The 25,367-nt window shown below is 68.8% G+C and carries 21 protein-coding genes and 1 tRNA gene; 9 read left to right on the top strand and 13 right to left on the bottom strand.

Going from position 1 to position 25,367, the window contains the following annotated elements; translation table 11 throughout:
* Positions 1–30: 30 nt before the first annotated feature.
* The 4 genes from ACFY1E_RS42390 to ACFY1E_RS42405 all read left to right on the top strand — a co-directional run bounded on the left by ACFY1E_RS42390 (position 31) and on the right by ACFY1E_RS42405 (position 4,658).
* The gene (locus ACFY1E_RS42390; protein WP_389086522.1) at positions 31–450 is read left to right on the top strand and encodes an NmrA family NAD(P)-binding protein; all 420 of its coding nucleotides are present in this window, start codon (positions 31–33) and stop codon (positions 448–450) included.
* A 100-nt stretch (positions 451–550) separates the two neighbouring features.
* The gene (locus ACFY1E_RS42395) at positions 551–1,921 is read left to right on the top strand and encodes a pyridoxal phosphate-dependent decarboxylase family protein (RefSeq protein ID WP_389086453.1); all 1,371 of its coding nucleotides are present in this window, start codon (positions 551–553) and stop codon (positions 1,919–1,921) included.
* Between the two features lie 95 nt (positions 1,922–2,016).
* Positions 2,017–3,450, top strand: a complete 1,434-nt coding sequence (locus ACFY1E_RS42400; RefSeq protein ID WP_389086455.1) for a lysine N(6)-hydroxylase/L-ornithine N(5)-oxygenase family protein — start codon at positions 2,017–2,019, stop codon at positions 3,448–3,450.
* 50 nt (positions 3,451–3,500) lie between these two features.
* Positions 3,501–4,658: a GDSL-type esterase/lipase family protein gene (locus ACFY1E_RS42405; RefSeq protein ID WP_389086457.1), complete on the top strand. Its 1,158-nt coding sequence runs from the start codon at positions 3,501–3,503 to the stop codon at positions 4,656–4,658.
* Here ACFY1E_RS42405 and ACFY1E_RS42410 read toward each other — a convergent pair.
* On the bottom strand, positions 4,655–6,469 hold the full coding sequence (locus ACFY1E_RS42410) for a bifunctional metallophosphatase/5'-nucleotidase (protein WP_389086459.1): 1,815 nt from the start codon (positions 6,467–6,469) through the stop codon (positions 4,655–4,657). The genes ACFY1E_RS42405 and ACFY1E_RS42410 overlap by 4 nt on opposite strands.
* A 149-nt stretch (positions 6,470–6,618) precedes the next feature.
* Between ACFY1E_RS42410 and ACFY1E_RS42415 the strand changes: the two genes are divergently transcribed.
* Together ACFY1E_RS42415 and pyk are read left to right on the top strand one after the other, a co-directional pair.
* Positions 6,619–7,335 (top strand): SIMPL domain-containing protein, encoded by a 717-nt coding sequence (locus ACFY1E_RS42415; RefSeq protein WP_389086462.1) that lies wholly within the window; start codon positions 6,619–6,621, stop codon positions 7,333–7,335.
* A gap of 143 nt (positions 7,336–7,478) precedes the next feature.
* A complete protein-coding gene (pyk, locus tag ACFY1E_RS42420) occupies positions 7,479–8,915 on the top strand; it encodes a pyruvate kinase (RefSeq protein WP_389086464.1) in 1,437 nt (478 codons plus the stop codon).
* 10 nt (positions 8,916–8,925) lie between these two features.
* Here pyk and ACFY1E_RS42425 read toward each other — a convergent pair whose 3' ends face one another.
* Together ACFY1E_RS42425 and ACFY1E_RS42430 are read right to left on the bottom strand one after the other, a co-directional pair.
* On the bottom strand, positions 8,926–9,684 hold the full coding sequence (locus tag ACFY1E_RS42425; protein ID WP_389086466.1) for a transcriptional regulator: 759 nt from the start codon (positions 9,682–9,684) through the stop codon (positions 8,926–8,928).
* 105 nt (positions 9,685–9,789) lie between these two features.
* A tRNA-Leu gene (locus tag ACFY1E_RS42430) sits at positions 9,790–9,862 on the bottom strand.
* Between the two features lie 103 nt (positions 9,863–9,965).
* Here ACFY1E_RS42430 and ACFY1E_RS42435 point away from each other — a divergent pair.
* Positions 9,966–10,622, top strand: a complete 657-nt coding sequence (locus ACFY1E_RS42435) for a response regulator (RefSeq protein WP_115908746.1) — start codon at positions 9,966–9,968, stop codon at positions 10,620–10,622.
* 85 nt (positions 10,623–10,707) lie between these two features.
* Here ACFY1E_RS42435 and ACFY1E_RS42440 read toward each other — a convergent pair whose 3' ends face one another.
* From ACFY1E_RS42440 to ACFY1E_RS42480, 9 genes are all read right to left on the bottom strand, one after another.
* A complete protein-coding gene (locus tag ACFY1E_RS42440; RefSeq protein WP_389086469.1) occupies positions 10,708–11,424 on the bottom strand; it encodes an ABC transporter ATP-binding protein in 717 nt (238 codons plus the stop codon).
* A complete protein-coding gene (locus ACFY1E_RS42445; protein ID WP_389086471.1) occupies positions 11,421–12,317 on the bottom strand; it encodes an ABC transporter ATP-binding protein in 897 nt (298 codons plus the stop codon). Before ACFY1E_RS42445 ends, ACFY1E_RS42440 begins: the two co-directional genes overlap by 4 nt.
* 6 nt (positions 12,318–12,323) lie before the next feature.
* Positions 12,324–14,150: a branched-chain amino acid ABC transporter permease gene (locus tag ACFY1E_RS42450; RefSeq protein WP_389086474.1), complete on the bottom strand. Its 1,827-nt coding sequence runs from the start codon at positions 14,148–14,150 to the stop codon at positions 12,324–12,326.
* A gap of 5 nt (positions 14,151–14,155) precedes the next feature.
* Positions 14,156–15,088, bottom strand: coding sequence for a branched-chain amino acid ABC transporter permease (locus ACFY1E_RS42455; RefSeq protein ID WP_389086476.1), 933 nt, complete (start codon positions 15,086–15,088; stop codon positions 14,156–14,158).
* Between the two features lie 114 nt (positions 15,089–15,202).
* The gene (locus tag ACFY1E_RS42460; RefSeq protein ID WP_389086479.1) at positions 15,203–16,429 is read right to left on the bottom strand and encodes a branched-chain amino acid ABC transporter substrate-binding protein; all 1,227 of its coding nucleotides are present in this window, start codon (positions 16,427–16,429) and stop codon (positions 15,203–15,205) included.
* 286 nt (positions 16,430–16,715) lie between these two features.
* Positions 16,716–17,333, bottom strand: a complete 618-nt coding sequence (locus ACFY1E_RS42465) for a Tat pathway signal sequence domain protein (RefSeq protein ID WP_389086524.1) — start codon at positions 17,331–17,333, stop codon at positions 16,716–16,718.
* A complete protein-coding gene (locus tag ACFY1E_RS42470; protein ID WP_389086481.1) occupies positions 17,330–17,569 on the bottom strand; it encodes a hypothetical protein in 240 nt (79 codons plus the stop codon). The genes ACFY1E_RS42465 and ACFY1E_RS42470 overlap by 4 nt, the downstream gene beginning before the upstream one ends.
* Positions 17,570–17,617: 48 nt before the next feature.
* Positions 17,618–18,106 carry a PaaI family thioesterase gene (locus tag ACFY1E_RS42475; protein WP_389086483.1) on the bottom strand — a complete coding sequence of 163 codons (489 nt, stop codon included), beginning with the start codon at positions 18,104–18,106 and terminating at the stop codon, positions 17,618–17,620.
* Positions 18,107–18,158: 52 nt separating this feature from the next.
* Positions 18,159–20,438: an FdhF/YdeP family oxidoreductase gene (locus ACFY1E_RS42480; RefSeq protein ID WP_389086486.1), complete on the bottom strand. Its 2,280-nt coding sequence runs from the start codon at positions 20,436–20,438 to the stop codon at positions 18,159–18,161.
* 290 nt (positions 20,439–20,728) lie between these two features.
* Here ACFY1E_RS42480 and polA point away from each other — a divergent pair, with 290 nt between their 5' ends.
* Positions 20,729–23,455: a DNA polymerase I gene (gene polA / locus ACFY1E_RS42485; protein WP_389086488.1), complete on the top strand. Its 2,727-nt coding sequence runs from the start codon at positions 20,729–20,731 to the stop codon at positions 23,453–23,455.
* Between the two features lie 460 nt (positions 23,456–23,915).
* Positions 23,916–24,275: a hypothetical protein gene (locus tag ACFY1E_RS42490; RefSeq protein ID WP_389086490.1), complete on the top strand. Its 360-nt coding sequence runs from the start codon at positions 23,916–23,918 to the stop codon at positions 24,273–24,275.
* Here ACFY1E_RS42490 and ACFY1E_RS42495 read toward each other — a convergent pair.
* On the bottom strand, positions 24,241–25,098 hold the full coding sequence (locus ACFY1E_RS42495; RefSeq protein WP_389086492.1) for a DUF4184 family protein: 858 nt from the start codon (positions 25,096–25,098) through the stop codon (positions 24,241–24,243). The genes ACFY1E_RS42490 and ACFY1E_RS42495 overlap by 35 nt on opposite strands.
* Positions 25,099–25,367: the final 269 nt, after the last annotated feature.

Raw genomic sequence — 25,367 nt, forward strand, 5'->3', positions numbered from 1 at the left:
ATCTCCTCCGGAGCCAACCCCGTGATCGTGGTGACCGGCGCCACGGGCAACGTCGGCTGTGCCCTCGTCGAACGCCTCGTCGCCGACGGGCGGCCGGTGCGGGCCCTGACCCGTGATCCGCAGCGGACCGCACTCCCGCCGGGACCGAGGTGGTGCGGCTCCAGCACGACCGGCCGCAGGCCCTTTTCGAGGGAGCGACCAAGCTCTTCCTCTACATCCAGGCCGGCACCGACCTGCCGGCGGCGGCCCGCGCGGCCGGCGTCCGGCGCGTCGTCCTGCTCTCCTCTGCGCCCCAACGCGTTCGCCACCAACGCCCGCTGGTGGCACACCCATGGGGGAGAGCACCACCTGACATCGGGCAAAGGCCCCCCTACCTCAACGGCCCCCAATACCCCAACACCCCACAAAACACCTGAACCGCAACACGTTTCCCCCGTTGGAAACCCGTAAGGACACCCTTTCGGGTTCCGATCGTTGAACCTCTCGGGCACGCGCACGCATCCACCGACAAGCTGGAACCCCCCTCTGCCCGCGCGCCCGGGAGGAACCCATGAGCACACAGAGCCTGGCCTCCGGCCCCGAAGGCCCCCACGCCCTGCGGCCGCTGCTCGACACCGTGCTCCAAGCACTCCACCAGGGCGCACACGCACGTGGCGGCCCCCTGCCCGCCGGTGGACCCGCCGCCGTCGCCGCGCGCCTACGGGCCGCCCTCGGCGACGTACTGCCACAACACGGCGACCCCGACGCCCTGCACACGCTCGTGCACGCCCTCGCCGAAGGCGCCGCCGACCCCGCCGACCCGCTGTGCGCCGCCCACCTGCACTGCCCGCCCCTCGCCGTCGCCACCGCCGCCGACCTCGCCGCGAGCGTCCTCAACCCCTCCCTCGACTCCTGGGACCAGGCCCCCGCGGCATCCGAGCTGGAAACGCTCGTCACCCGCGGCCTCGCCGCCGAGGTCTACGCAGGACCCGCCGACGCCCTGATCACCACCGGCGGCACCGAATCCAACCAACTCGCCCTCCTCCTCGCCCGCGAGAAACACGGCACCGGCCTCCGCCTGATCTGCGGCGCGAACGCCCACCACTCACTGCCCCGCGCCGCCTGGCTCCTCGGCCTGCCCGACCCCGTCACCATCCCCGCCCCCACCGGCACCCTCGACCCCACCGCCCTCGACGAGGCCCTCACCACCCTCCCCGGCCCCCACCTCGTCGCCGCCACCGCCGGCACCACCGACGCCGGACTCATCGACCCCCTCCCCGAGATCGCCGCCCTGTGCACCGCCCACCACGCCCGTCTGCACATCGACGCCGCCTACGGCGGAGGCCTCCTCCTCAGCGACCGCCACCGCACCAAACTCACCGGCCTGGACCACGCCCACACCATCACCCTCGACCTGCACAAACTCGGCTGGCAGCCGGTCGCAGCCGGTCTCCTCGCCGTACGCGACCCCCACGACCTCACCGCCCTCCACCAGCACGCCGACTACCTCAACGCCGACGACGACACCGAAGCCGGCCTCCCCGACCTCCTCGGCCGCTCCCTGCGCACCACCCGACGCCCCGACGTCCTCAAGATCGCCGTCACCCTCAAAACCCTCGGCCGCACCGGCCTCGGCGCACTCGTCGACCAAGTCTGCGACCGGGCAGAGGAGTTCGCCGCCCTCGTCCAGGACCATCCGGGCTTCGAGCTCCACGACCGCCCCACCATCAGCACGGTCCTGTTCCGGCCCGCACACACCACCGACGACGCCGTCGCCGCCGTACGCCGAACACTCCTCCACCAGGGCCGCGCCGTCCTCGGCCGCGCCCGCCTCGACGGCCGCCTCTGGCTCAAAGCCACCCTCCTCAACCCCGACACCCGCCCCGACGACGTCGCCACCCTCCTCGCCCTCGTCGAAAAGGCCGCCGACGAACCCGCCTGAGAAAAGCCGCCCGAGACGAAAGCCGCCCGCGAAGTCGAAGCACCCACCCAAGACTCCGCAGACTCCGCCGAAGACCCGTGGAAGGAACCACCCCGATGAGCACGCCCCCGCACCCACACCACGAGCCCGACGCGCCCCGCGACCTCGTCGGCATCGGCATCGGCCCCTTCAACCTCTCCCTCGCCGCCCTCGCCCACCCCCTCACCGAACTCGACACCGCCTTCTACGACCAGCGCCCCTCCTTCGCCTGGCACCCCGGCCTGCTCATCGACGGCTCCCGCATCCAAGTCCCCTTCCTCGCCGACCTGGTCACCCTCGCCGACCCCACCAGCCCCTGGACCTTCCTCAACCACCTCAAATCCCGCGACCGCCTCTTCCCCTTCTACTTCGCCGAGCACTTCCACATCCAGCGCGCCGAATACGACACCTACTGCCGCTGGGTCGCAGCGGGCCTGTCCGGACTCCACTTCGGCCACCAGATCGACGCCGTCCGCTGGAACCCCGAACGCGACGTCTTCGAAGTCGACTACACCCAACTCGGCCCCGACGGAGAAGCCGAAGCCCTCGGCCGCACCCACACCCGCAACATCGCCCTCGGCATCGGCACCGAACCCCACATCCCCGAACCACTCAAAACCCTCGTCGAAGCCCCCGGCGTACCCGTCGTCCACTCCGCCGACTACCTCGCCCACCGCGACACGTTCCGCACCGCCGACCACGTCACCGTCATCGGATCAGGACAGTCCGGCGCCGAAATCTTCCTCGACCTGCTCCGCGCCCGCCCCGCCGGCCACGAAAGAATCCACTGGCTCGGCCGCACCGAGGCCTTCGCCCCCATGGAGTACTCCAAACTCGGCCTCGAACACTTCACCCCCGACTACACCCGCTACTTCCACGCCCTCCCCGAAGCCGTCCGCGACCGCCTCGTCACCAGCCAGTGGCAACTCCACAAAGGCATCGACGCCGACACCATCGCCGCCATCCACGACGAGCTCTACCACCGCACCCTGAACGGCGGCTGGCCCGACGTCGTCCTCACCCCCGGCGTCCGCGTCCGCACCGCAGGCCGCCTCGCCACCACCAAGGTCGAACTCCACCTGGAGCACACCCAGCAGGACTCCCGCTCCCGCCTCACCACCGACGCGGTCATCCTCGCCACCGGCTACCGCGAACGCCCCCTCGACCGCCTCCTCGCCGGCCTCGACCCCTACCTGCGCCGCGACAGCCGCCACCGCCCCCGCATCGACGAACGCTTCCGCCTCGCCCTCGACCCCGCCATCAGCGCCGCCGACTGCCACATCTACGTCCAGAACGCCGAACGCCACACCCACGGAGTCGGCACCCCCGACCTCGGCCTCGCCGCCTGGCGCTCCGCCACCATCCTCAACTCCCTCACCGGAAAGGAGACCTACCCCCTCCCCGCCCGGACCGCCTTCACCACCTTCGGACTCGACCAGCAGCAACACCCGCACATCCCACGCGCCCGCCGGGCACCCGTCCTCACCCCCCTCGTCGACGACAGGCAATGAGCCACACACAGGCAGGAAGAACTCCGGCGGCGGTGACGTTGGAGCCAGCCATGACCACGACCTGGATCGCAGCCCACCGCAGCGCCGTCATCAACCCTCACGAGGCCTTCCACCTCCTCGAACCCCGCGGCTTCTCCGACCAGACCGTCAGACAGTCCATCCGCCTCGCCGGCGGCGGCGAAGCACTACGACTACGGCTCAGCAACCGCTACGGCAAGGAACCCCTCGACATCGGCGGCGCCCACCTCGCCGTACGCACCCACGGCAGCGGCATCGACCCCACCAGCGACACACCCCTGCACTTCTCCGGCGCCGAAACCGTCACCGTCCCCGTCGGCGAGGACATCACCAGCGACCCCGTCGAACTCCCCGTCAGCGCCGGCGAAGAACTCACCATCAGCCTCTACCTCCCCGGCGACACAGGACTCAGCACCTACAGCGCAGTGCCCTACGACACCGGACACGCCGTCCCCGGCAACCACCTCTCCGCCGAACTCCTCCACAACGCCGAAGAGCTGCCCACCGGCCACTTCCTCACCGGCATCGACGTCCTCGCCCCCGCCGACACCCGCATCGCCGTCGCCTTCGGCGACTCCTGGATCGAAGGCGCCTTCACCACCCCCGGCACCGACAACAGCTTCCCCGCCCAGCTCAGCCGCCGACTCACCCGCGGCTGGATCGTCAACCAGGGAATCTCCGGCAACCGCCTCCTCACCGACGAGATCGGCGAACACCTCCTCGCCCGCATCGACCACGACGTCCTCGCCGTGCCCGGCGTCAGCCACGTCCTCATCCACATCGGCCTCAACGACTTCGGGCTCCCCGGCCTCATCGCCCACCCCGAACCCGCCGAAGGCCCCACCGCCGCCGCATTCACCGCAGGCCTGACCACCCTCGCCGACCGACTGCACACCGCCGGACTCACCGTCATCGGCTCCACGATCGGCCCCTACCGCGGCACCGTCTACGAGGGCTACGACACCGAAACCGGCCAGACCGTACGCCGCGACGTCAACGCCTGGCTCCTCGGCACCGACCACCCCTTCGACGCCGTCATCGACATCGCGGCCGCCGTCGCCGACCCCACCGCCCCGGACCGCATCCGCCCCGAGTTCAACAGCGGCGACGGCCTCCACATCAACGACGCCGGCGCAAAAGCCGTCGCCGACGCCGTGGACCTGTCACTGCTCAAGCTCCAGAAGCCCTAGAAGCCCTGGAAAACCGGCACACCAGCCCGCGTCAGCCGCCAGTCCACCGACGCGAAGTCCTTCGGATCCAGCACACCCTCCGCCGTCACCCACTCCGCGATCCGCGTACGGATCTCCGTCGACTCCGACCACACCTCCGGCGCGGACGCCACATGCGGGAACGCACCACCACCGTTGGCCCGATAGTTGTTCACCGCGAACACGAACTTCTGCGCATCGTCCAGCGCGGCACCGTTGTAGGTCACATTCCTGACCCGCGACCCCGCCGCCCGGGCGATGTCGATCTCGTACGACAGACCCGACACATAGTCGTAGTTGTAGTCCGGGCGGCCGTTCGCGTTCGTCAGCTTCTCCACGTCCACCACCGCGTCCGGCGCCGTCTGCACGAAATACTCCGCCGAATACTCCAGATACGCCCTGAGCTGCGCACCCGTCAGCACCTTCGCGACCAGCGTGTTGTCATACACATACAGGCTCGACAGATCCCGGATCGTCACCTCGCCGGCCGGGATCTCCGAGGTACGGGAGAAGGGCGAGGCCTGCGCGATCACGGGCAGCGAGGCGTACGACGTGCCCGCCAGCGCCGCCTTGACGACGTCCTCCTGCACCTTCGTGATCAGGTCGATGATCGGCGCGTCCTTGTACCGCGCCTCGACCGTCGTCAGCGTCTCAGTCGCCGTACCCACGACCTGGTTGACGTACTCGACGACCTTCGCATGCTCGTCCGACAGCAGCTTGGTGATCTTCGGGTCGTCGGCGACGGTGTTGGAGTTGAGCACCTTCGACGACACGGACTCCACGCTCCACCGGCCCTTCGCGAAGACCAGCTCGATGTCGAACAGCGACAGCCGCTCCGCGTACGCCAGCGGCTCGGACAGCACCACCGTCTTCCCGGTCCTGGCATTGGTGACCTTCAACTCCGGGATCTCCACATGCGCGTGACCCACCAGAATCGCATCGATGTCCGGCACCTGCTGAGCCACCAGCGCCGCCGAATTCTCCACATACGGCAACTGGTCACCGTACGAGGACGTACCCGAGGAACCGGAGTGCGCCGAGACGACCACCACATCAGCGCCCATCGACTTCAGCCTCGGCACCCACTTCGCGGCCTGCTCCTCCAGACCCGGAAACTCCAACTTGCCCTGCACATAAGCCTTGTCCCAGATCGCAATACCGGGATTCGTCAGACCAAGCACCGCCACCTTCACCGACGGCAGCCCCGGCACCCGGAACTTCTTGATGACATACGGCGGGAAAGCCGGCCGCTGCGTCTTCGCATCCAGCGCATTCGCACCCAGCAGCGGGAAATGCAACTGCTCCTCGAACTTCCGCAGCGTCTCGATACCGTAGTTGAACTCGTGATTGCCCAGCGCCGCCGCGTCATACCCGATCGCATTCATCGCCTGCGCCATCGGATGCACCGGACCACCCTCCGCGGTGATCGGATCCACCTTCGCGTAGTAGTACGTCAGCGGGGTGCCCTGGATCGTGTCGCCCGCGTCCAGCAGCAGCGTGTTGCAGCGGCCCTTCTCCGCGCGCACCTGGTTCACCAGCGTCGAGATACGCGCCAGACCCTGCGCGTTGCCCGCCTTGTCGGCGTACTCCGCGTCCTTGAAGTAGTCCCAGTTGAAGACGTGGCCGTGCAGATCGGTCGTGCCCATCACGGTGAGCGAGTACCGCCTGGCGGGCTTGTCCGCCGCCGTGGCCTCGGCCGCCCGTGCCGCCGGAGCCGCGACGGCGCTCGCCACCGCCACCCCCGCTCCGGTCGCCGCGGACTTCTGCAGGAACTTCCGGCGGTTCAAGGGCATGTCTAGGTCTCCTATGGGAAGAGTCAACAACGCGCGTAGATTCTGACCTGCGCATGACCGACCGCAACAGGTCCGGCAGGTTGCGATTGGATGACCGAAGCGGTCAACCACACGACTCCAGCCGACCAAGAAGTGACAGAGTGGGGCGTATGACCACCCCCTCACCGGAAGCCCCCCAGCCCGCCGTCCCCTACGGCACCCCCGAAGCCCCCCGCATCGCCGTCCGCGGCGAAGCCCGCCTCGAAGTCGACCCCGAAATCGCCCGCCTCGGCATCACCGTCGCCTCCCGCGGCAAAGACCGCCGCACCGCCCTCGACGACCTCACCCGCCGCAACACCACCGCCCTCGACCTCATCAAGACCTACGGCGACGCAGTCGAACACCTCGAAACAGGCGCCTTCTCCATCAGCCCCGAACTCAAGGAAAAAGGCCGCGGCGAACGCATCCACGCCTACCACGGCCGCGTCCACATCACCGCCGAACTGACGGACTTCACGGCCCTGGGCGAACTCACCACCCGCCTCGCCGACCTGGACCTCACCCGAGTCGACGGCCCCTGGTGGGCCCTGCGCCCCGACTCACCCGCCCACCGCCAAGCCCGCCAACAAGCGGTCAAAGAAGCAGTCCAACGAGCCAGGGAGTACGCCGAGGCCCTCGGCACCTCACTCGCGGCCCTCGTCGAACTCGCCGACATCGGAGCCGAAAACCCCCAGCCCTACCCACCCGCCCCCGGCACCCGCATGCGCTCCATGGCCTACGGTGCAGCCGCCGAAGACACCGCCGCACCCCTCGACCTCGAACCCCAACGCCAACATGTCCACGCCGCCGTCAATGCCCGATTCACCATGACCCCGCCACGGCTGTAGAAGTCCGTTCCGAAGCCGTTCGAATGCTCATCAGAGCATGCATCTGCACAATTCAATACTTGTCAACAAGCCTTCATCCAAAGGTTGTTGAGTAGTCACGCACGCCAAATTCTCTACCCGCCGGTAAGGCCTACGCTCGAACCATGCGCCGAGCAAAGATCGTCTGCACACTAGGGCCCGCCACCGACTCGTACGACCAGATCAAAGCCCTGGTAGAAGCCGGAATGGACGTGGCCCGCTTCAACCTCAGCCACGGATCCCACGCCGAACACGAGGAGCGCTATCAGCGCGTGCGAAAGGCCGCCGACGAAACCGGCCGCAGCGTCGGACTGCTCGCCGACCTTCAAGGCCCGAAGATCCGCCTCGGCCACTTCACGGAAGGCCCCGTACTCCTTGAACGCGGCGACACCTTCACCATCACGGTGGAAGAAGGCGTCCAAGGCAACGGCCACACCTGCGGCACCACATACCCCGGCCTCGCCACCGACGTCACCCCCGGCGAACGCATCCTCGTCGACGACGGCAAAGTCTGCCTCGAAGTCACCGACGTCGACGGCCCCCGCGTCCACACCCGCGTCATCGAAGGCGGCATGGTCTCCGACCACAAAGGCCTGAACCTGCCGGGCGTCGCGGTCTCGGTCCCCGCCCTCTCGCCCAAGGACGAAGCAGACCTCAGGTGGGCCCTGCGCACGGGCTTCGACGTCATCGCGCTGTCCTTCGTCCGCAGCGGCCGCGACATCGAAGACGTGCACCGCATCATGGACGAAGAGGCGCGCCGGCTCCCCGTCATCGCCAAGGTGGAGAAGCCGCAGGCGGTGGACGCCATCGACGGCATCGTCGCCGCCTTCGACGGCATCATGGTCGCGCGTGGGGATCTGGGCGTGGAAATGCCCCTGGAGCAGGTCCCGATCGTCCAGAAGCGCGCCATCAAACTGGCGAAGCGCAACGCCAAGCCGGTCATCGTGGCCACCCAGATGCTCGACTCGATGATCGAGAATTCCCGCCCCACGCGCGCGGAGGCCAGCGACGTCGCGAACGCCGTCATCGACGGCACGGACGCGGTGATGCTTTCCGGCGAGACCAGCGTCGGCAAATACCCCACCGAGACGGTCCAGACGATGGCCAAGATCGTCGAGGCGGCGGAGGAGGACATCCTAGCGAAGGGCCTCCCACCCCTTACGGAACGGAACAAGCCCCGCACCCAGGGCGGCGCGGTCGCCCGGGCGGCGGCGGAAATGGGCGACTTTCTGGGCGCGAAATTCCTGGTCGCCTTCACCCAGTCGGGCGACACCGCTCGTCGACTTTCACGTTATCGCTCACCTATCCCGCTGCTGGCTTTTACGCCGGAGCCGGCGACGCGGTCGCAGCTGAGTCTGACGTGGGGTGCGGAGACGTTCCTCGGGCCGCATGTGGACTCGACGGATGCGATGGTCGAGCAGGTGGACGAGTTGCTGCTCAAGTACGGCCGCTGCCAGAAGGGTGACGTCGTGGTGATTACGGCGGGGTCGCCTCCGGGGGTTTCGGGGTCGACGAACATGGTGCGGGTGCATCACATTGGGGAGGACGACAGTCCCAAGTAAGGGGCTGAAGTTAGTACTTGGGGCCTACGTGGGCGTCGAGCAGGGCGACGGAGGCCTTCTTGGCTACCGAGATGTTGAACGGTGTGCCGTTGCGCGTGCATTGGGTCCATTCGACACCGAGCCTGTCGAGGGTGTCGGTATAGAGTCGGCGGATGTCTTCCGAGACGTTGGTGAAGAAGTACCGCGGGTATTCGTAGCGCTTGCGTTCACCGGCTACGAGGCGGGTCGTCCAGTTGGTGATGCGACAGCCGTCGGAGTGGATGAGGCCGCGGATGAATTCCCAAGGGTGGGCGTCGACGATTTCCCGCTGCCATGGCACGAGGGTAATCGGACGCTCGTGTTTCTTGCCGGGGCCGTGTTGGGGGAAGAGATGGGGCCACTGCCGGGAGTAGCTCGTCACCGCTGCGCAGCCCTGTCTCTGGAGTATGCAGACCCCGATGCCGGGGATCACTTTCAGGATGGCCTCGCGGCACTCCCGGAGGAGGCCGGGCCACGCGTCGGCGCACGCGATCCTTAGGTAGTACCCCGTGCCGCGTGGGTGGGCACTGATGCAACCATCGCCGAGATAGAGGCCCAACAGGTAGGCGTACGCGATGTCGTCAGCGGGAGTCTCGGGGGCCGGGGGCGTCATGCGTGGCAGGGGATCGAGACGGTCCTGCCAAGAGCGGATCGCGGCACGCGAGATGCCCGTCTCCTTGCTCACGGAGTTCAGGCTGCGCCCTTGGGAGACCAGCGCCAGTGCTCGCCTGCGCGTGCTGATGTCGTACATGTGAACACCGTGCGGGAGTGATCGTGACGACACGCAGCAAAAAGCGGATGTTCACGAGAACGTGGACATCCGCTTTCAGGTGGCGCCTTCGAATCGAAGGAAAAGTGCCCCGGGTGGGATTCGAACCCACGCTGTCGGTGGTTTGAGCACCGTGTCTCTTCCGCTGGACTACCGGGGCTTCCTCTAAAACAAAGGTCAGCGGTCACCCGCTGTGCTCCTACCTTATCGCAGCTAGGTAGGCTCTTGTCAGCAGCACCCCTGCCCGTGAACGAGGAGCCCCCGTGACCGCCCCCGAGTCGCCCCAGCCCGTAGACGCGCCCGACGACGACAAGTCGCACGTGCCTCCGCTGACGACCCGTGTCGTCATCGCCGAGGACGAGGCCCTGATCCGGCTCGACCTCAAAGAGATGCTGGAGGAAGAGGGCTACAGCGTCGTCGGCGAGGCCGGTGACGGCGAGCAGGCCGTCGAGCTGGCCCGCGAGCACAAGCCCGACCTCGTGATCCTCGACGTGAAGATGCCCAAGCTGGACGGCATCTCGGCGGCCGAGAAGATCGCCGAGGAGCGCATCGCCCCCGTCCTGATGCTTACGGCCTTCTCGCAGCGAGACCTCGTGGAGCGGGCCCGCGACGCGGGCGCGATGGCGTACCTCGTGAAGCCGTTCAGCAAGAGTGATGTCGTGCCGGCCATTGAGATGGCTGTCTCGCGGTTCACGGAGTTGAAGGAGCTGGAGAAGGAGGTCGCCGACCTCACCCTCCGCCTGGAGACCCGCAAGCTCGTGGACCGGGCGAAGTCGATCCTCCAGACGGAGTACGGGCTGACGGAGCCGGCGGCGTTCCGGTGGATCCAGAAGACGTCGATGGACCGTCGGATGTCGATGCAGCAGGTTGCGGAGGCGGTCATTCAGGACGCGGACGAGAAGAAGGCCGCGAAGGGCTGACCTCCGGCGACCGCACACAGATCGAGGCCCGCGTCCCTGGGGAACCAGGGGCGCGGGCCTCGTCGTACCACCGTGAAGACCGGACTCAGTCCTCGCCGAGGTATGCCTTGCGTACGGATTCGTCGTGGAGGAGGTCCTGGCCGGTGCCGGAGAGGACGATGTTGCCGACTTCCATGACGTGGCCGTGGTCGGCGAGTGAGAGTGCTGCCTGGGCGTTCTGCTCGACCAGGAGGATGGTCGTGCCCTGGGCCTTGAGTTCCACGATCGTCGCCATGATCTTCTGCATCATGATCGGGGAGAGGCCCATGGACGGTTCGTCGAGCATCAGCAGTTTCGGCTGGGACATGAGCGCGCGGCCCATCGCCAGCATCTGCTGTTCGCCGCCCGAGAGGGTGCCCGCGGCTTGCTTGCGGCGCTCTCCCAGGATCGGGAAGAGGTCGTAGGCCCGCTGGATGTCCTTCTCGATGCCCGCCTTGTCGCTGCGCAGGAACGCGCCGAGGCGGAGGTTGTCCTCGATCGTCATGCGGGGGAAGATGTGCCGCCCCTCGGGGGAGTGCGCGAGGCCGAGGGAGACGATCTGGTGGGCGGGGATCTTCTTGAGCGACTTGCCGTCGAACTTGATCTGGCCGCCGACCGGCTTGAGCAGGCCGGAGAGTGTGCGCAGGGTGGTCGTCTTGCCGGCGCCGTTGGTGCCGATGAGGGTGACGACCTCGCCCGCTTCGACCTTGAAGGAGATGCCCTTGACGGCCTCGATCTTGCCGTAGGCGACGCGGAGGTCCTCGACCTCCAGGAGTGCGGTCATCGGTCGTTCTCCTTGCCGGGCGCGTCGGCCTGGTTCTCTGCTGCTTCGACCTCGGCGGCTTCTGCGTCGCCGGGGGCGTTGTCGAAGGGTTCTCCGAGGTAGGCGGCGATGACGCGTTCGTCGCCCTGGACGGTTGCGCTGTCGCCCTCGACCAGCTTCTCGCCCTGCACGAGTACGGCGACGCGGTCGCAGAGGTTGAAGATGAACCGCATGTCGTGCTCGATGACGAGGACGGCGATGCCCATGTCGCGGATGGCGAAGACGAGTTCCTCGGTGGCGCGCGTCTCCTGCGGGTTCATGCCGGCTGTCGGCTCGTCGAGGAGGAGCAGGCCGGGCTCGCTGGCGAGGGCGCGCGCGATCTCCAGCTTGCGCTGTTCGCCGTAGGGCAGGTTGCGCGCGAGGTGGTCGGCCTTGTGTTGGAGGCCGATGAACTCGAGGAGTTCCATGGCTCGTTCGCGGGAGGCTTTTTCCGCGCGGTGGAAGCCGGGTCCGCGCAGGACGGCGGACCAGAAGCCTTCCTTGGTGCGGGTGTGGCGGCCGACGAGGACGTTTTCCAGGACGGTCATGTTGCCGAAAAGGCGGATGTTCTGGAAGGTGCGGGCGATGCCTGCGGCGGTGACCTTGAAGGACTTCGGTGGCAGGACGTTGCCTTTGAAGCGGACTTCGCCCTCGGTGGGGATGTAGAGGCCGGTCAGGCAGTTGAAGAAGGTTGTCTTGCCTGCGCCGTTGGGGCCGATGAGGCCGACGATTTCGCCGCTGTTGACGGTGAGGTCGACGCCTCGTACGGCGGTGAGGCCGCCGAAGCGCATGGTGACGCCGCGGGCGTCGAGGACGGTTTCGCCGGGGGTGGTGGCGCCGGGGGTGCTGTCCTGGGTGGTGGTGTCGGTGGTCATGTGTGGTCAGGCCCCTGTCGTGCTCAGGACGGTGGGAGCTTCGGCCTCTTCGTGGAACTCCAGCTGGCGGCGCCGGTTGGCGACGAGGCCTTCGGGGCGGAAGCGCATCAGCAGGATGAGTGCGAGGCCGAAGGCGAAGAGCTGGTAGTCGCCGAGGAACTGGAGCTTGTTGGGGATGAGGTAGAGCAGGGAGGCGCCGATGAGGGGGCCGCCGATGGTGCCCATGCCGCCGAGGACGACCGCGGCGAGCAGGAAGGCGGAGTTGGGCGGGATGGGTCCGGCGAACTGGTACTGCTCGGGGGTGACGGTGTAGGTCACGTGGGCCTGGACGGTGCCGGCGAGGCCGGCGAGGGAGGCGCCGACGGCGAAGGCGATGAGTTTGACCTTGAAGCCGTTGATGCCCATGGCGAGGGCGGCGGTCTCGTCCTCACGGATGGCGACCCAGGCGCGGCCGATGCGGGAGTCGCCGCTGCGTCGGAAGACGAGGACGACGACGGCCGTGATGATCAGCATCAGCAGGAAGTAGTTGGCGAACCGGCCGATGGTGAAGCCGAGGATGTCGTGGGGGGCGCCGAGGTCCCAGCCGAGGATCTTCAGGTTCGGGATCGAGGAGATGCCGTTGGAGCCGTTGGTGAGGCTCGGGCCGGAGGTGCCGTCGAGGTTGTTGGCGGTGATGCGGAAGATCTCTCCGAAGCCCAGTGTCACGATGGCCAGGTAGTCGCCGCGCAGTCGCAGGGTGGGGGCGCCGATGACGACGCCGAAGACGAGTGAGGCCAGTGCTCCGACGAGGACGGCTGCCCAGAACGGGAAGTGCACGTTGAAGGGTGAGCTGGGGGAGCCGGAGACCAGGGCTGCGGCGTAGGCGCCGACGCCGAGGAAGGCGACGTAGCCGAGGTCGAGGAGGCCGGCGAGGCCGACGACGATGTTGAGGCCGAGGGCGACGGTGGCGAAGATCAGGATGTAGACGCCGAGGGTCGCGTACTGGTCGTCGGTCTGGGTGAAGGGGAACAGGGCCGCTGCGACGAAGGCGCCGCAGACGGTGATGTTCTGGTGCCGGGCGGTGATCTGGGTGGCCTGGGCGACGAGACCGGCCTTGTTGAGGGCGGCGAAGCCGAAGCCGGCGGTGATGAGGAAGCCGATGAAGAGTTCGTCGTACTCGGTGCCGATGCCGTAGGTGAAGACGAGCAGGCTGAGGGCGAGGACGCCGGCGATGATCAGGATCTCGACGTAGGCGGGGAGTTTGCCGACGGGGCGGGGGGAGCCTGCGGCGAAGGCGGCCTTGATGGTGTCCCGTTTGTGGGCGGCCTTGTTCCTGAATTTTTCCCAGGCTTCGTCGTCCGGGTCGATCGGGTCGGGCTCGGGGTGCTGGAAGGGCAGTGCCAGGGCGCCGATGAGCGCGGCGAGTGTGGCGATGGCGACGAGGAAGCCGCCTGGGTCGAGGTTGACGAGGCCGCCGAGTTCGTCGCTGATCGCGATGACCGTGTACCAGGCGGTGGCGAAGGAGCCGAGGGCGGCGAATCTGAGGGCGGCGTCGCCGCCGGCGGGTACGAGGTGGCGGAGGCCCTTGATTCCGTAGCCGGCGAGGCCGAGGAGGGTGGTGAGGGCGCCGCCGATGAGGACGAGGACCTGGAGGCCGCCCGGGTAGCCGTAGACGGTGAGGTCGCCGGGGAATTTGGCGGTCCATGTCCAGGACATGAACGTGGATATGACGGTGAGTATGCCGCCGCCGGTGGCGAGGGCGCGGCCGATGGGTGTCGGGATGCCGATGAGGCCGGTCGGGGTTGACGCGGCGGGGGTGCCCGGGGTTTCGGGTGCGGTGGTCTGTGTTGTCATCGGTGTCACGCCCTGTCCGCGACGCGCTCGCCGAGCAGGCCCTGGGGCCTGAAGAGGAGCACGAGGATGAGGAGTACGAAGGCCCAGACGTCGGCCCAGGACTGGCTGCCGAACTTTTCCATGCCGGGGATGTTGGAGATGTATGCGGAGGCGAGGGTTTCGGCGACACCGAGGACGACGCCGCCGATCATGGCTCCGTAGATGTTGCCGATGCCGCCGAGGACGGCTGCGGTGAAGGCCTTGAGGCCGAGGATGAAGCCCATGCGGAAGTCGATCTCGCCGTACTTGAGGCCGTAGGCGACGCCTCCGACGGCGGCGAAGGTGGCGCCGAGGGCGAAGGCGACCACGATGATGCGGTCGGTGTTGATGCCCATGAGCTTGGCGGTGTCGGGGTCCTGGGCGGTGGCCTGCATGCCGCGGCCGGTGCGGGTCTTCATGACGAAGTAGGCGAGGACGGCCATGCTGATGGGGGCGGCGATGAGCAGGAAGATGTCGCCGGTCTGGATGGTGATGTCGCCGATGTGGAAGGGCCCGCCGTCGATCTCGGGGAAGGTGATCGAGGACTTGGCGTGCGGGTACCAGGCCCAGACCGCCTGCTGGAGGGCGAGGGAGAGGCCGATGGCGGTGATGAGGGGCGCGAGGCGGGGGGCAGTGCGCAGAGGGCGGTAGGCGAACCGTTCCGCTCCCACGGCGACCGTGACGGAGACGATGATGGCGCCGATGAGCATCAGTGGCAGGGCGATCAACATGGATGTGCCGTCCGGCAGGACGTACAGGTAGACCGTCAGAGCGCCGAAGGCGCCGGTCATGAAGATTTCACCGTGGGCGAAGTTGATGAGCTGGACGATGCCATAGACCATCGTGTAGCCGATGGCGACCAGCCCGTACATGGATCCCAGTAGCAGGCCGTTGACCAGCTGCTGCGGCAGTTCGTTCACCGCATGTCCTCCGAGACTATTCGGATGTTTTCGACGGATGGGGCCGGATGCGAGAACGCGCGGGGCGCTTGTGGAACAGCGCCCCGCGCGGCTCGTGAGTGGTGCGGGTGAGGGTCAGCCGGTGTAGGTACCGGACTTGACGGCCGCCCAGGCACCGTTCTTGACGGCGTAGACGGTGAGCTGCTTGTTGGTGGCGTCACCGAATTCGTCGAAGGAGACCTTGCCGGTCACTCCGTCGAAGGAGACGTTCTGCATGGCTGCCGTGATCTTGGCGCGTGCGTCGGAGGGCAGCTTGCCGCCGTTGTCGGCGACGACCTTCTTCACGGCCTGGACGATGGCCATGGTGGAGTCGTAGGAGTAGCCGCCGTAGGCGCCGTAGTCCTCCGAGTAGCCGCCGGCCTTGTAGTCCTCGACGAACTTCTTGGCGGAGGGGAGGGTGTCGACGGGCGCGCCGACGGAGGTGGCGAGGTCGCCGTTGCTCTTGGGGCCGGCCAGCTTGATGTAGGTCGGGTCGAAGATGCCGTCACCGCCGACCACGGGGATGTTGGCGCCCGTTGCCTTGATCTGCTTGCTGAGCGGGCCTGCGTTCGGGTACTCGCCGCCGAAGTAGACGACGTCGGCGCCGGAGTTCTTGACCTGGGTGGCGACCGAGGAATAGTCCTTGGTGTCGGCGTTGATGTGCTGGGTGCCGACGACCTTTCCGCCGAGCTTCTTGAACTCGTCGGTGAAGGTGGCGGCGAGGCCGACGCCGTAGGTGCCCTTGTTGTCGATGACGAAGACCTTCGTCTTCTTGCTGGTGTTGTAGACGTACTGCGCGGCGAAGGGGCCCTGGATGGCGTCCGTGGTCGCGGTGCGGAAGTACGACTTGAAGGGGCGGACCTTCTTGGTCTGCCAGTTGGTGCCCTGGGTCAGGGTGGGGTTGGTGTTGGCCGGGGAGACCTCGACCAGCTTGGCGTCGTCGAAGACCTTCTGCATGGCCTGGGCGACGGCGGAGTTCAGCGGGCCGACCACGCCGAGGACGCTCTTGTCGGCGACCAGGGCGGTGGCGTTCTGCTGTCCGGCGGAGGCCTGCTTCTGGTCGTCCTTGGCCACCATCTTGAAGGTGATGCCGTCGACCATCTTTTCCTTGTTGGCCGTCTTGACGGCCAGGTCCACGGAGTTCTTGATGCCCAGGCCCAGAGCGGACAGGTCGCCGGTCAGCGGGGCGTCGACACCGATGGTGACGGTGGTGCCGCCGCTGGAGCCCCCCTTGTCGCTGCTGTCGCGCGAGCCGCAGGCGGTGAGGGTGAGTGCTCCCGCTGCCAGCGTGGCGGTTATGGCGATGAGCGAACGTTGACGCACGGTCAGTCCTTTCCCTGGACGGCACTCCCTCCTGGAAGTGGCCGAGTCGTGGCGCCGGGTCGGAGTGACACTCCGGCAGCACGGTGACTGGCCGTGACTCTAAGCGGGTTGAGGAAGTCTGGAGGAGGGTCTGGGTGAGGCTGTGACTGTCTTGTTATGACATCGCGTAATGCAGAGCGGTGCTGGGTGGGTGGAACAGCGGAATTCCAGCCGATTCGCCCTGTCCGCATTCTGAGAACATGCAGGACTCACCGGGTGCTGTCAGGTGCTTCAAGTGTTTTGGTAATTACCTGGAGCTGTGGTTGCAGATGGCTTGCAGGGCGGTTGTGAGGTGCTGTGCGTAACGCTGCCCCAGGATGAAACTGTGGACCTCTATTGCGCGCGTATTACGCAGAGTTACGTCCAGGAAAGGGAGTCCGGCGCTTTCCGGTGCTTTCCGGCACTGCGTGACGTGCATGGTGATCACGATCCTGCGGCTTCTTCCCGCCTGTGTCCGGAACGGTGTGTGGGGCTGCGTGGTCAGGGACAGGCCGGCATAGGACTGGTCGATGTCTCTGACGGTGACCGGCGGGCCCGACAGCACGCTCAGGTCCACCGCGAAGCTGAAGCTGTCGGGCTGCGCCGGCTTCGGTGCGGTCACGGGGTCGATGTAGGTGATGTCCACGACCTGGGACGGGTACGGCGGGGCGGGGGCCGGTGGCTTGCGCGGCCTGGTGAGATAGAGGTAGCCGCCGGTCGCGAGCAGGACGGCGGCCATGACGGCGCTGAGCGTGGCGCGCCGGTGCCGGTCGTACCACTGCGGGAGGCGTCCGCGCGGGCGGCGGGAAGGCAAGGTGGTGCGTGCCTCCGGGGCGTCCCAGGAGCGGGTGCCCTCGCCCGGTTCGACGGGGCCCACGCCGCTCACTGCCACGCCCTTCTGCTCGGACTGCCGGAGCGGTACCGGTCCCGGCAGCCCTCGGCCGCCCGACGCCCGATCAACTCGTGGGCTGCTTGGGCGCGTTGGCGCTTCCTGGTGGCTGTGGTCGTGTTCACGACGTCCCGCAGGATGTCGTGCCGGCCGTCGGGCGGGTCCATCGTCCGGTAACCCCCGTAGGCGCAGCCCGGCACCGCCCCCGCCCGCAGGGCTCCTCCCGTTCTCATGGCATGACGCTATGGCCTGATCGGCGGGTCGGGCCAGAGGCGGGAGGGTCAGTCGGCGGTGCCGATGTGTGCCCCGTCGCCGGGCCGCACATCGCGCAGCAGGCAGGTCAGGCGTGCGCTGCACACGCGCCGGCCGTCCTCGTCGCTGATCACGATCTCGTACGTGGCGGTGGAGCGGCCGCGGTGCACCGGCGTGGCGACGCCGGTGACCAGACCGGAGCGTACGCCGCGGTGGTGGGTGCAGTTCAGGTCGACGCCGACTGCGATCTTGGAGCTGCCGCCGTGGAGCATCGAGCCGACGGAGCCGAGGGTCTCGGCGAGGACGGCGGAGGCGCCGCCGTGCAACAGGCCGTACGGCTGGGTGTTGCCCTCGACGGGCATGGTGCCGACGACGCGGTCCGCGGAGGCCTCGAGGATCTCCACGCCCATGCGGGTGCCGAGGTGTCCGGCGGAGAAGAGGGCCAGGAGGTCGACGCCGAGCGCGGCGTACTCGTCGATGACCTCCTGCGGGAACTTCACGTACTGCTGCTCGCCCATGGGCCCTGCTCCGTTCGTCCTGGTCACTCGTCCAGCCTGCCTGAGCAAACGCTCAGTCGGTTGCCGATTGTTCCAGACGTACGACGACGGACTTGCTGGCCGGGGTGTTACTGGTGTCCGCGGTGGAGTCCAGCGGCACCAGGACGTTGGTCTCGGGGTAGTAGGCGGCGGCGCAGCCGCGTGCCGTCGGGTAGTGCACGACGCGGAAGCCGGGCGCCCTGCGCTCGACGCCGTCCTTCCACTCGCCGACCAGGTCCACGTACGAGCCGTCGGCGACGCCGAGCGCGCGTGCGTCCTCGGGGTTGACCAGGACGACACGGCGGCCGTTCCTGATGCCGCGGTAGCGGTCGTCGAGGCCGTAGATGGTGGTGTTGTACTGGTCGTGCGAGCGCAGCGTCTGCAGCAGCAGACGGCCTTCGGGCAGCCTGGGGTACTCGACGGGCGCCGCCGTGAAGTTCGCCCTGCCGGTTGCCGTGGGGAAGCGGCGTTCGTCGCGCGGGGCGTGGGGGAGGGTGAAGCCGCCGGGGCGGCCCACGCGCGCGTTGAAGTCCTCGAAGCCGGGGACCACGCGCGCGATGCGGTCGCGGATGGTGGCGTAGTCCTTCTCGAACTCCTCCCAGGGCACCGTGTCGTCCTCGCCGAGCACACGGCGGGCCAGGCGGCAGACGATGGCCGGCTCCGACAGCAGGTGGGTGCTCGCGGGCTCCAGGCGGCCGCGGGAGGCGTGCACCATGCCCATGGAGTCCTCCACGGTCACGAACTGCTCGCCGCTGCCCTGCAGGTCACGCTCGGTGCGGCCCAGGGTGGGCAGGATCAGGGCCCGCGCGCCCGTGACCACGTGCGAGCGGTTGAGCTTGGTCGACACGTGCACGGTCAGGCGGGCGCGCCGCATGGCGGCCTCGGTGACCTCGGTGTCCGGGGAGGCGGACACGAAGTTGCCGCCCATCGCGAAGAACACCTTCGCCCGGCCGTCGCGCAGGGCGCGGATGGCCTGGACGACGTCGTAGCCGTGCTCGCGCGGCGGTGCGAAGCCGAACTCCCTCTCCAGGGCGTCCAGGAAGGCGGGGGCGGGGCGCTCGAAGATGCCCATCGTCCGGTCGCCCTGCACGTTCGAGTGGCCGCGCACCGGGCACACGCCCGCGCCCGGGCGGCCGATGTTGCCGCGCAGCAGGAGGAAGTTGACGACCTCGCGGATGGTCGGCACGGAGTGCTTGTGCTGGGTCAGGCCCATCGCCCAGCACACGATGGTGCGTTTCGAGGCGAGGACCATCTTCAGGGTGGCGTCGATCTCCGCGCGCGTGAGGCCGGTCGCGGTCAGGGTCTCGTCCCAGTCGGCGGCCTTGGCGGCCGCGGCGAACTCCTCGTAGCCGTGGGTGTGTTCGCGCACGAACTCCTCGTCGACCGCGCCCTCGCTCTCCAGGATGAGCTTGTTGAGGAGGCGGAAGAGGGCCTGGTCGCCGCCGATGCGGATCTGCAGGAACAGGTCGTTGAGGGCGGCGCCCCTGAGCATGCCCTGCGCGGTCTGCGGGTTCTTGAACCGCTCCAGGCCGGCCTCGGGCAGCGGGTTCACGCTGATGATCTTCGCGCCGTTGGCCTTGGCCTTCTCCAGGGCCGAGAGCATGCGTGGGTGGTTGGTGCCCGGGTTCTGGCCGGCGACGATGATCAGGTCGGCCTTGTAGAGGTCCTCCAGCAGGACGCTGCCCTTGCCGATGCCGATGGTCTCGCTCAGGGCCGAACCGGACGACTCGTGGCACATGTTGGAGCAGTCCGGCAGGTTGTTCGTGCCGAGCCGGCGGGCGAAGAGCTGGTAGAGGAAGGCCGCCTCGTTGCTGGTGCGCCCCGAGGTGTAGAAGAGCGCCTCGTCGGGGGAGTCGAGGGCGGCGAGCTCCTCGGCGACGATGTCGAAGGCGCGCTCCCAGCTCACCGGCTCGTAGTGGGTGCCCCCTTCGGGCAGGTGCATGGGGTGGGTGAGCCGGCCCTGCTGCCCCAGCCAGTAGCCGCTGCGGGAGGCGAGGTCGGCGACGGAGTGCGCGGCGAAGAACTCCGGGGTGACCCGGCGCAGAGTGGCCTCCTCGGCGACCGCCTTCGCGCCGTTCTCACAGAACTCCGCCGCATGCCGGTGGTCCGGTTCCGGCCAGGCGCAGCCCGGGCAGTCGAACCCGTCCTTCTGGTTGACGCGCAGCAGCGTCAGCGCGGTCCGCTTCACGCCCATCTGCTGCTGGGCGATGCGCAGGGTGTGCCCGATGGCCGGCAGTCCCGCCGCCGCGTGCTTGGGCCCGGTGACCTGCGGTGCGTCCTGGACCGGATCACCCTTGGGCGGCTTCGTCGCCATCGCGCACTCTCCTTCACAGACACCTGCGAGCTACCACTTCGATCCTCGCACGCGCGACTGACAGCGGGGACAGCCGGTTCTGCGCGGGGAGCGTGATCTCCGGTTGTGCGGCGCCGGGCGCTGCTGCTCTCCGCCGTGGCGTTGCGTTGGCGCCCGTCGCCTTTCTTTGCGCCGGGCCGGCGATCGGCTTCGGCCGCAAAGGCGGGGGCTTCCCGGCCCTCGAAGCGGTGGGGGAGGTGCCGATCCGGCGGGGAGCCACGACTGTCAGTGGCACGTGGCAGGATCGGGGCGTGGCAGAAACAGCATCGAAGACGACCGACAAGACCGCCGGCGGCAACACGCGGCCCCGCCTCATGCTCATGGACGGGCACTCGCTGGCCTACCGCGCGTTCTTCGCGCTGCCCGCGGAGAACTTCACGACCGCGACGGGCCAGCCGACGAACGCGATCTACGGCTTCGCGTCGATGCTGGCCAACACCCTGCGTGACGAGGAGCCCACGCACTTCGCGGTGGCCTTCGACGTCTCCCGCAAGACGTGGCGCTCCGAGGAGTTCACCGAGTACAAGGCCAACCGCTCGAAGACCCCGGACGAGTTCAAGGGGCAGGTCGAGCTGATCGGCGAGCTGCTGGACGCGATGAACGCGTCGCGGTTCGCGGTCGACGGCTTCGAGGCGGACGACGTCATCGCCACCCTCGCCACCCAGGCGGAGGCCGAGGGCTTCGAGGTGCTGATCGTCACCGGCGACCGCGACTCCTTCCAGCTGGTCAGCGAGCACACGACAGTGCTGTATCCGACCAAGGGCGTCTCCGAGCTGACCCGGTTCACCCCGGAGAAGGTCTTCGAGAAGTACGGGCTGACGCCCGCGCAGTACCCCGACTTCGCGGCGCTGCGCGGCGACCCGTCCGACAACCTGCCGGGCATCCCCGGCGTCGGTGAGAAGACCGCCGCGAAGTGGATCAACCAGTTCGGTTCCTTCGCGGCGCTCGTCGAGCGCGTCGAGGAGGTCAAGGGCAAGGCCGGGCAGAACCTGCGCGAGCATCTGGAGGCGGTCAAGCTCAACCGCCGCCTGACCGAGATGGTGCGCACGGTCGAGCTGCCCAAGGCGGTGGCCGACCTGGAGCGTGCCCCGTACGACCGCACGGCCGTCGCGATGGTCCTGGACACCCTGGAGATCAGGAACCCCTCGCTGCGCGAGCGGCTGCTCGCCGTCGACCCGGGCGGCGAGCAGGCCGAGGCGAAGCCGGCGGCGCCCGGCGTGGAGCTGGACGGGACGGTGCTGGGCACGGGCGAGCTGGCCGGCTGGCTCACCGAGCACGGCACCGAGACGCTCGGCATCGCCACGGTCGACACCTGGGCGCTGGGCACCGGCTCGGTCGCCGAGGTCGCCCTCGCCACCGCCGAAGGACCGGCGGCCTGGTTCGACCCGTCCCAGCTGGACGAGGCCGACGAGAACGCGTGGGCGGCCTGGCTGGCCGCCGAGGACCGCCCCAAGGTCCTGCACAACGCCAAGGGCGCCATGCGCGTCCTCGCCGAGCACGGCTGGTCCGTCGCCGGCGTCTCGATGGACACCGCGCTGGCCGCCTACCTGGTCAAGCCGGGCCGCCGCTCCTTCGACCTGGACGCGCTGTCCCTGGAGTACCTGGGCCGTGAGCTGGCCCCCGCCGCCGCGGCCGACGGCCAGCTCGCCTTCGGCGCCGACGACGGCGCGGAGGCCGAGGCGCTCATGGTGCAGGCCCGCGCCATCCTCGACCTCGGCGAGGCCTTCCGGGGCCGCCTGGAGGAGGTCGGCGCCGCGGACCTGCTGCGCGACATGGAGCTGCCCACCTCGATCCTGCTCGCCCGCATGGAGCGGCACGGCATCGCTGCCGACCGGGCCCACCTGGAGGCCATGGAGCAGATGTTCGCGGGCGCCGTGCAGCAGGCGGTGAAGGAGGCGCACGCGGCGGCCGGGCACGAGTTCAACCTGGGCTCGCCCAAGCAGCTCCAGGAGGTCCTCTTCGGCGAGCTGGGCCTGCCCAAGACGAAGAAGACCAAGACCGGCTACACCACGGACGCCGACGCCCTGGCCTGGCTCGCCACCCAGACGGACAACGAACTGCCGGTGGTCATGCTCCGCCACCGCGAGCAGGCGAAGCTGCGGGTCACCGTCGAGGGCCTGATCAAGACGATCGCCGCCGACGGCCGCATCCACACCACCTTCAACCAGACGGTCGCCGCGACCGGCCGCCTGTCGTCCACGGACCCCAATCTGCAGAACATCCCCGTCCGTACCGACGAGGGCCGCGCCATCCGCCGCGGCTTCGTCGTCGGCGAGGGCTTCGAGTCGCTGATGACCGCCGACTACAGCCAGATCGAACTGCGCGTGATGGCCCATCTCTCCGAGGACGAGGGCCTGATCGAGGCGTTCACCTCCGGCGAGGACCTGCACAACACGGTTGCGGCGCAGGTCTTCTCGGTCGACCGGGAGCACGTCGACGCGGAGATGCGCCGCAAGATCAAGGCCATGTCGTACGGCCTGGCGTACGGGCTGTCGGCCTTCGGCCTGTCCCAGCAGCTGAACATCGACGCGGGCGAGGCACGGGTCCTGATGGACACCTACTTCGAGCGGTTCGGCGGCGTCCGGGACTATCTGCGCCGGGCCGTCGACGAGGCGCGGGCCACGGGCTACACGGCGACCCTCTTCGGCCGCCGCCGCTATCTGCCCGACCTCAACAGCGACAACCGCCAGCGCCGCGAGGCGGCCGAGCGCATGGCTCTGAACGCGCCGATCCAGGGCACCGCCGCGGACATCGTGAAGATCGCCATGCTGAAGGTGGACGACGCGCTGCGGGCGGCGGGCCTCACCTCCCGCATGCTCCTGCAGGTCCACGACGAAATCGTTCTGGAGATCGCGCCCGGGGAGCGTGCCGCCGCGGAGGAGATCGTCCGTCGCGAGATGGCCGACGCCGTTCATCTGAGGGTGCCGCTCGGCGTCTCGGTGGGGGTGGGGTCCGACTGGGAGTCGGCCGCGCACTAGCCTCCGGCGGTGGGCGGGGGATCGGTGCTGCCTTGCCGGGCGGCGAGCGGGCCCTCCGGCCAGGGGAGCCATCCGCTTAGCCTAGGGCGGTGGGCGGAGCATCGGTGTTGCCTTGCCGGGCGGCGAGCGGGCCCTCCGGCTAGGGAAGCCCTCCGCGCGGGGGAGATCGGGCGTCTGCGGCCGCGTCGTGGCTGGTTGCGCAGTTCCCCGCGCCCCTTCGGGGCGCGGTTGAACCTTCCGCGCGGTGGGCTCTCCGCGTCTGCGGGTGCGGTGTGACGGGTCGCGCCGGCGCGGCGGAGCCGCATGTCGGCAGAGCCCCGCGCCCCTTTGGTCGCCCCTTTGGGGCGCGGTCGAACCCGGTGGGCACGGCCCCCTGATCCGTCAAGCCCCGAAGGGAACCGTCACTCAGGTGGCCCCCGCGAAAAGGCCCCCACCGGCCTCGCACCGTAAGGATGCGGGCATGGGTATACGCATGCTCAACCGCCGGCCGGCGAGAGCGCAGGCGGGTGCCGAGGCGGCGCCTGTCGTGCCATCCGCGCCGGTGCCGGCCTTCGCCGCTCGTGCAAGCACCGCCCGCATCCCCACCGACCTCGCCGTCGTCTTGCGCCGGACGGCAGCGGGCCTCAGGCGTCGGCTGACCCGGACCGGGACGGGATCCGCAGAGCCGCCCGCCTGGCGGCTGTGGGCGGGCCTCGGCCGCAGTTACGTCACCGGGTTGCTCGTCCGGGTCCGCCGCAGCCGCCACGCCCGCACCGTCAGGGTGTTCATCGTGACCGCGGGCACCCTCACCGACCGGCCGGACGGCCCTGCTCCACGCTGACCCGCTCCGGCTCCCCGCCGGACGGCACCGGCCGCCACACCCGCACACCCACCACGTACAGCACCAGCCCGAGCAGCAGCCCCGCGCCCGCGCCGAAGCACGCGGCCGGAATCAGCTCCCAGGGCCTGGCCGCCGCGCCCCAGTACGCCCACCACCGCGCCGCCCGCTCGACGGCCCAGATCCCCGCACACCCGCAGATCACCACACAGGCCCACCACCGGTCCCGCAGCGACAACACGGGGACCGCAGGCGAAACCGGGTGCGCCGGCGTCCTCCGCAGCGCCCGCGTCACCCACAGCGCGATCACCACCGCGGCCACCAGCGAACTCCCGTACTGCAGGTACCAATACAGGGGAGACCCCCACAGCACCCGGCCCAGCACCGGAAACAGCCGTACGCCCCACCGGTCGTGATGCGTGAAGGCGTCCCACACCACGTGGGTCAGGGCGCCGAGCGCCGCGGACGCGTACCACCACGCGGCCAGGGACGGCCCTAAGCGCGCCCGCGGTGCCCCGCAGCGCAGCAGGGTGCCAGGCCGCGGCTGCCAGGGTCGCGGCAGCAGAGCCACCAGCGGTTCCCGCACCAGCAGCCACAGCCCGACCAGCGCCCAGGCCACCAGCACGTCAACCGTGAAGACGCCGGGAAAGGAGTGGGTGACCGTGCCGAACTCCATCGCACCGGGTACCGCACTCGCCGCGTAATAGGTCATGTCGGGCGCGAAGGAACCGGCCACGAGAACGGCCGGAATCAGCCGTCCTCGACCGGATCCGTCACTGCGCACGGCGGGCAGGACGGCGGCCGCATGGCTCAGGGTGAACGGCAACTGGGCTCCTCGCGCCGGACATTGCCCGAGCGGACGGCCCGGGTGATCGCTCCGGTCCAGTATGCGTGCCGCAATTCCACGCCGTTCGTACATGGCCAACCGGTGAATATCGGGCGCGAACGGGTCCCCGTGGAAAAGAAGTTGTCGTAGGGTCGCCTGGGTCACCGCGCCGGGCGGCGCGGTCGGACAGGTGGGCACGGCAACTCGACAGGAATGCGACAGAAACAAGAGAGCGATACGAGGGCAACCCGCAGGCCGGGTCGATCGTC

Origin of the sequence: Streptomyces sp. NPDC001604, from assembly GCF_042893475.1 — a bacterium.
Classification (GTDB): Bacteria; Actinomycetota; Actinomycetes; order Streptomycetales; family Streptomycetaceae; genus Streptomyces.

What these genes read in the sequence shown, in the direction of transcription:
- ACFY1E_RS42395 (WP_389086453.1), top strand. Translation starts at nt 551, where the DNA reads ATGAGCACACAGAGCCTGGCCTCCGGCCCCGAAGGCCCCCACGCCCTG.
- ACFY1E_RS42400 (WP_389086455.1), top strand. Translation starts at nt 2,017, where the DNA reads ATGAGCACGCCCCCGCACCCACACCACGAGCCCGACGCGCCCCGCGAC.
- ACFY1E_RS42405 (WP_389086457.1), top strand. Translation starts at nt 3,501, where the DNA reads ATGACCACGACCTGGATCGCAGCCCACCGCAGCGCCGTCATCAACCCT.
- ACFY1E_RS42410 (WP_389086459.1), bottom strand. Translation starts at nt 6,469, where the DNA reads ATGCCCTTGAACCGCCGGAAGTTCCTGCAGAAGTCCGCGGCGACCGGA.
- ACFY1E_RS42415 (WP_389086462.1), top strand. Translation starts at nt 6,619, where the DNA reads ATGACCACCCCCTCACCGGAAGCCCCCCAGCCCGCCGTCCCCTACGGC.
- pyk (WP_389086464.1), top strand. Translation starts at nt 7,479, where the DNA reads ATGCGCCGAGCAAAGATCGTCTGCACACTAGGGCCCGCCACCGACTCG.
- ACFY1E_RS42425 (WP_389086466.1), bottom strand. Translation starts at nt 9,684, where the DNA reads ATGTACGACATCAGCACGCGCAGGCGAGCACTGGCGCTGGTCTCCCAA.
- ACFY1E_RS42440 (WP_389086469.1), bottom strand. Translation starts at nt 11,424, where the DNA reads ATGACCGCACTCCTGGAGGTCGAGGACCTCCGCGTCGCCTACGGCAAG.
- ACFY1E_RS42445 (WP_389086471.1), bottom strand. Translation starts at nt 12,317, where the DNA reads ATGACCACCGACACCACCACCCAGGACAGCACCCCCGGCGCCACCACC.
- ACFY1E_RS42450 (WP_389086474.1), bottom strand. Translation starts at nt 14,150, where the DNA reads ATGACAACACAGACCACCGCACCCGAAACCCCGGGCACCCCCGCCGCG.
- ACFY1E_RS42470 (WP_389086481.1), bottom strand. Translation starts at nt 17,569, where the DNA reads ATGAGAACGGGAGGAGCCCTGCGGGCGGGGGCGGTGCCGGGCTGCGCC.
- ACFY1E_RS42475 (WP_389086483.1), bottom strand. Translation starts at nt 18,106, where the DNA reads ATGGGCGAGCAGCAGTACGTGAAGTTCCCGCAGGAGGTCATCGACGAG.
- ACFY1E_RS42480 (WP_389086486.1), bottom strand. Translation starts at nt 20,438, where the DNA reads ATGGCGACGAAGCCGCCCAAGGGTGATCCGGTCCAGGACGCACCGCAG.
- ACFY1E_RS42490 (WP_389086490.1), top strand. Translation starts at nt 23,916, where the DNA reads ATGGGTATACGCATGCTCAACCGCCGGCCGGCGAGAGCGCAGGCGGGT.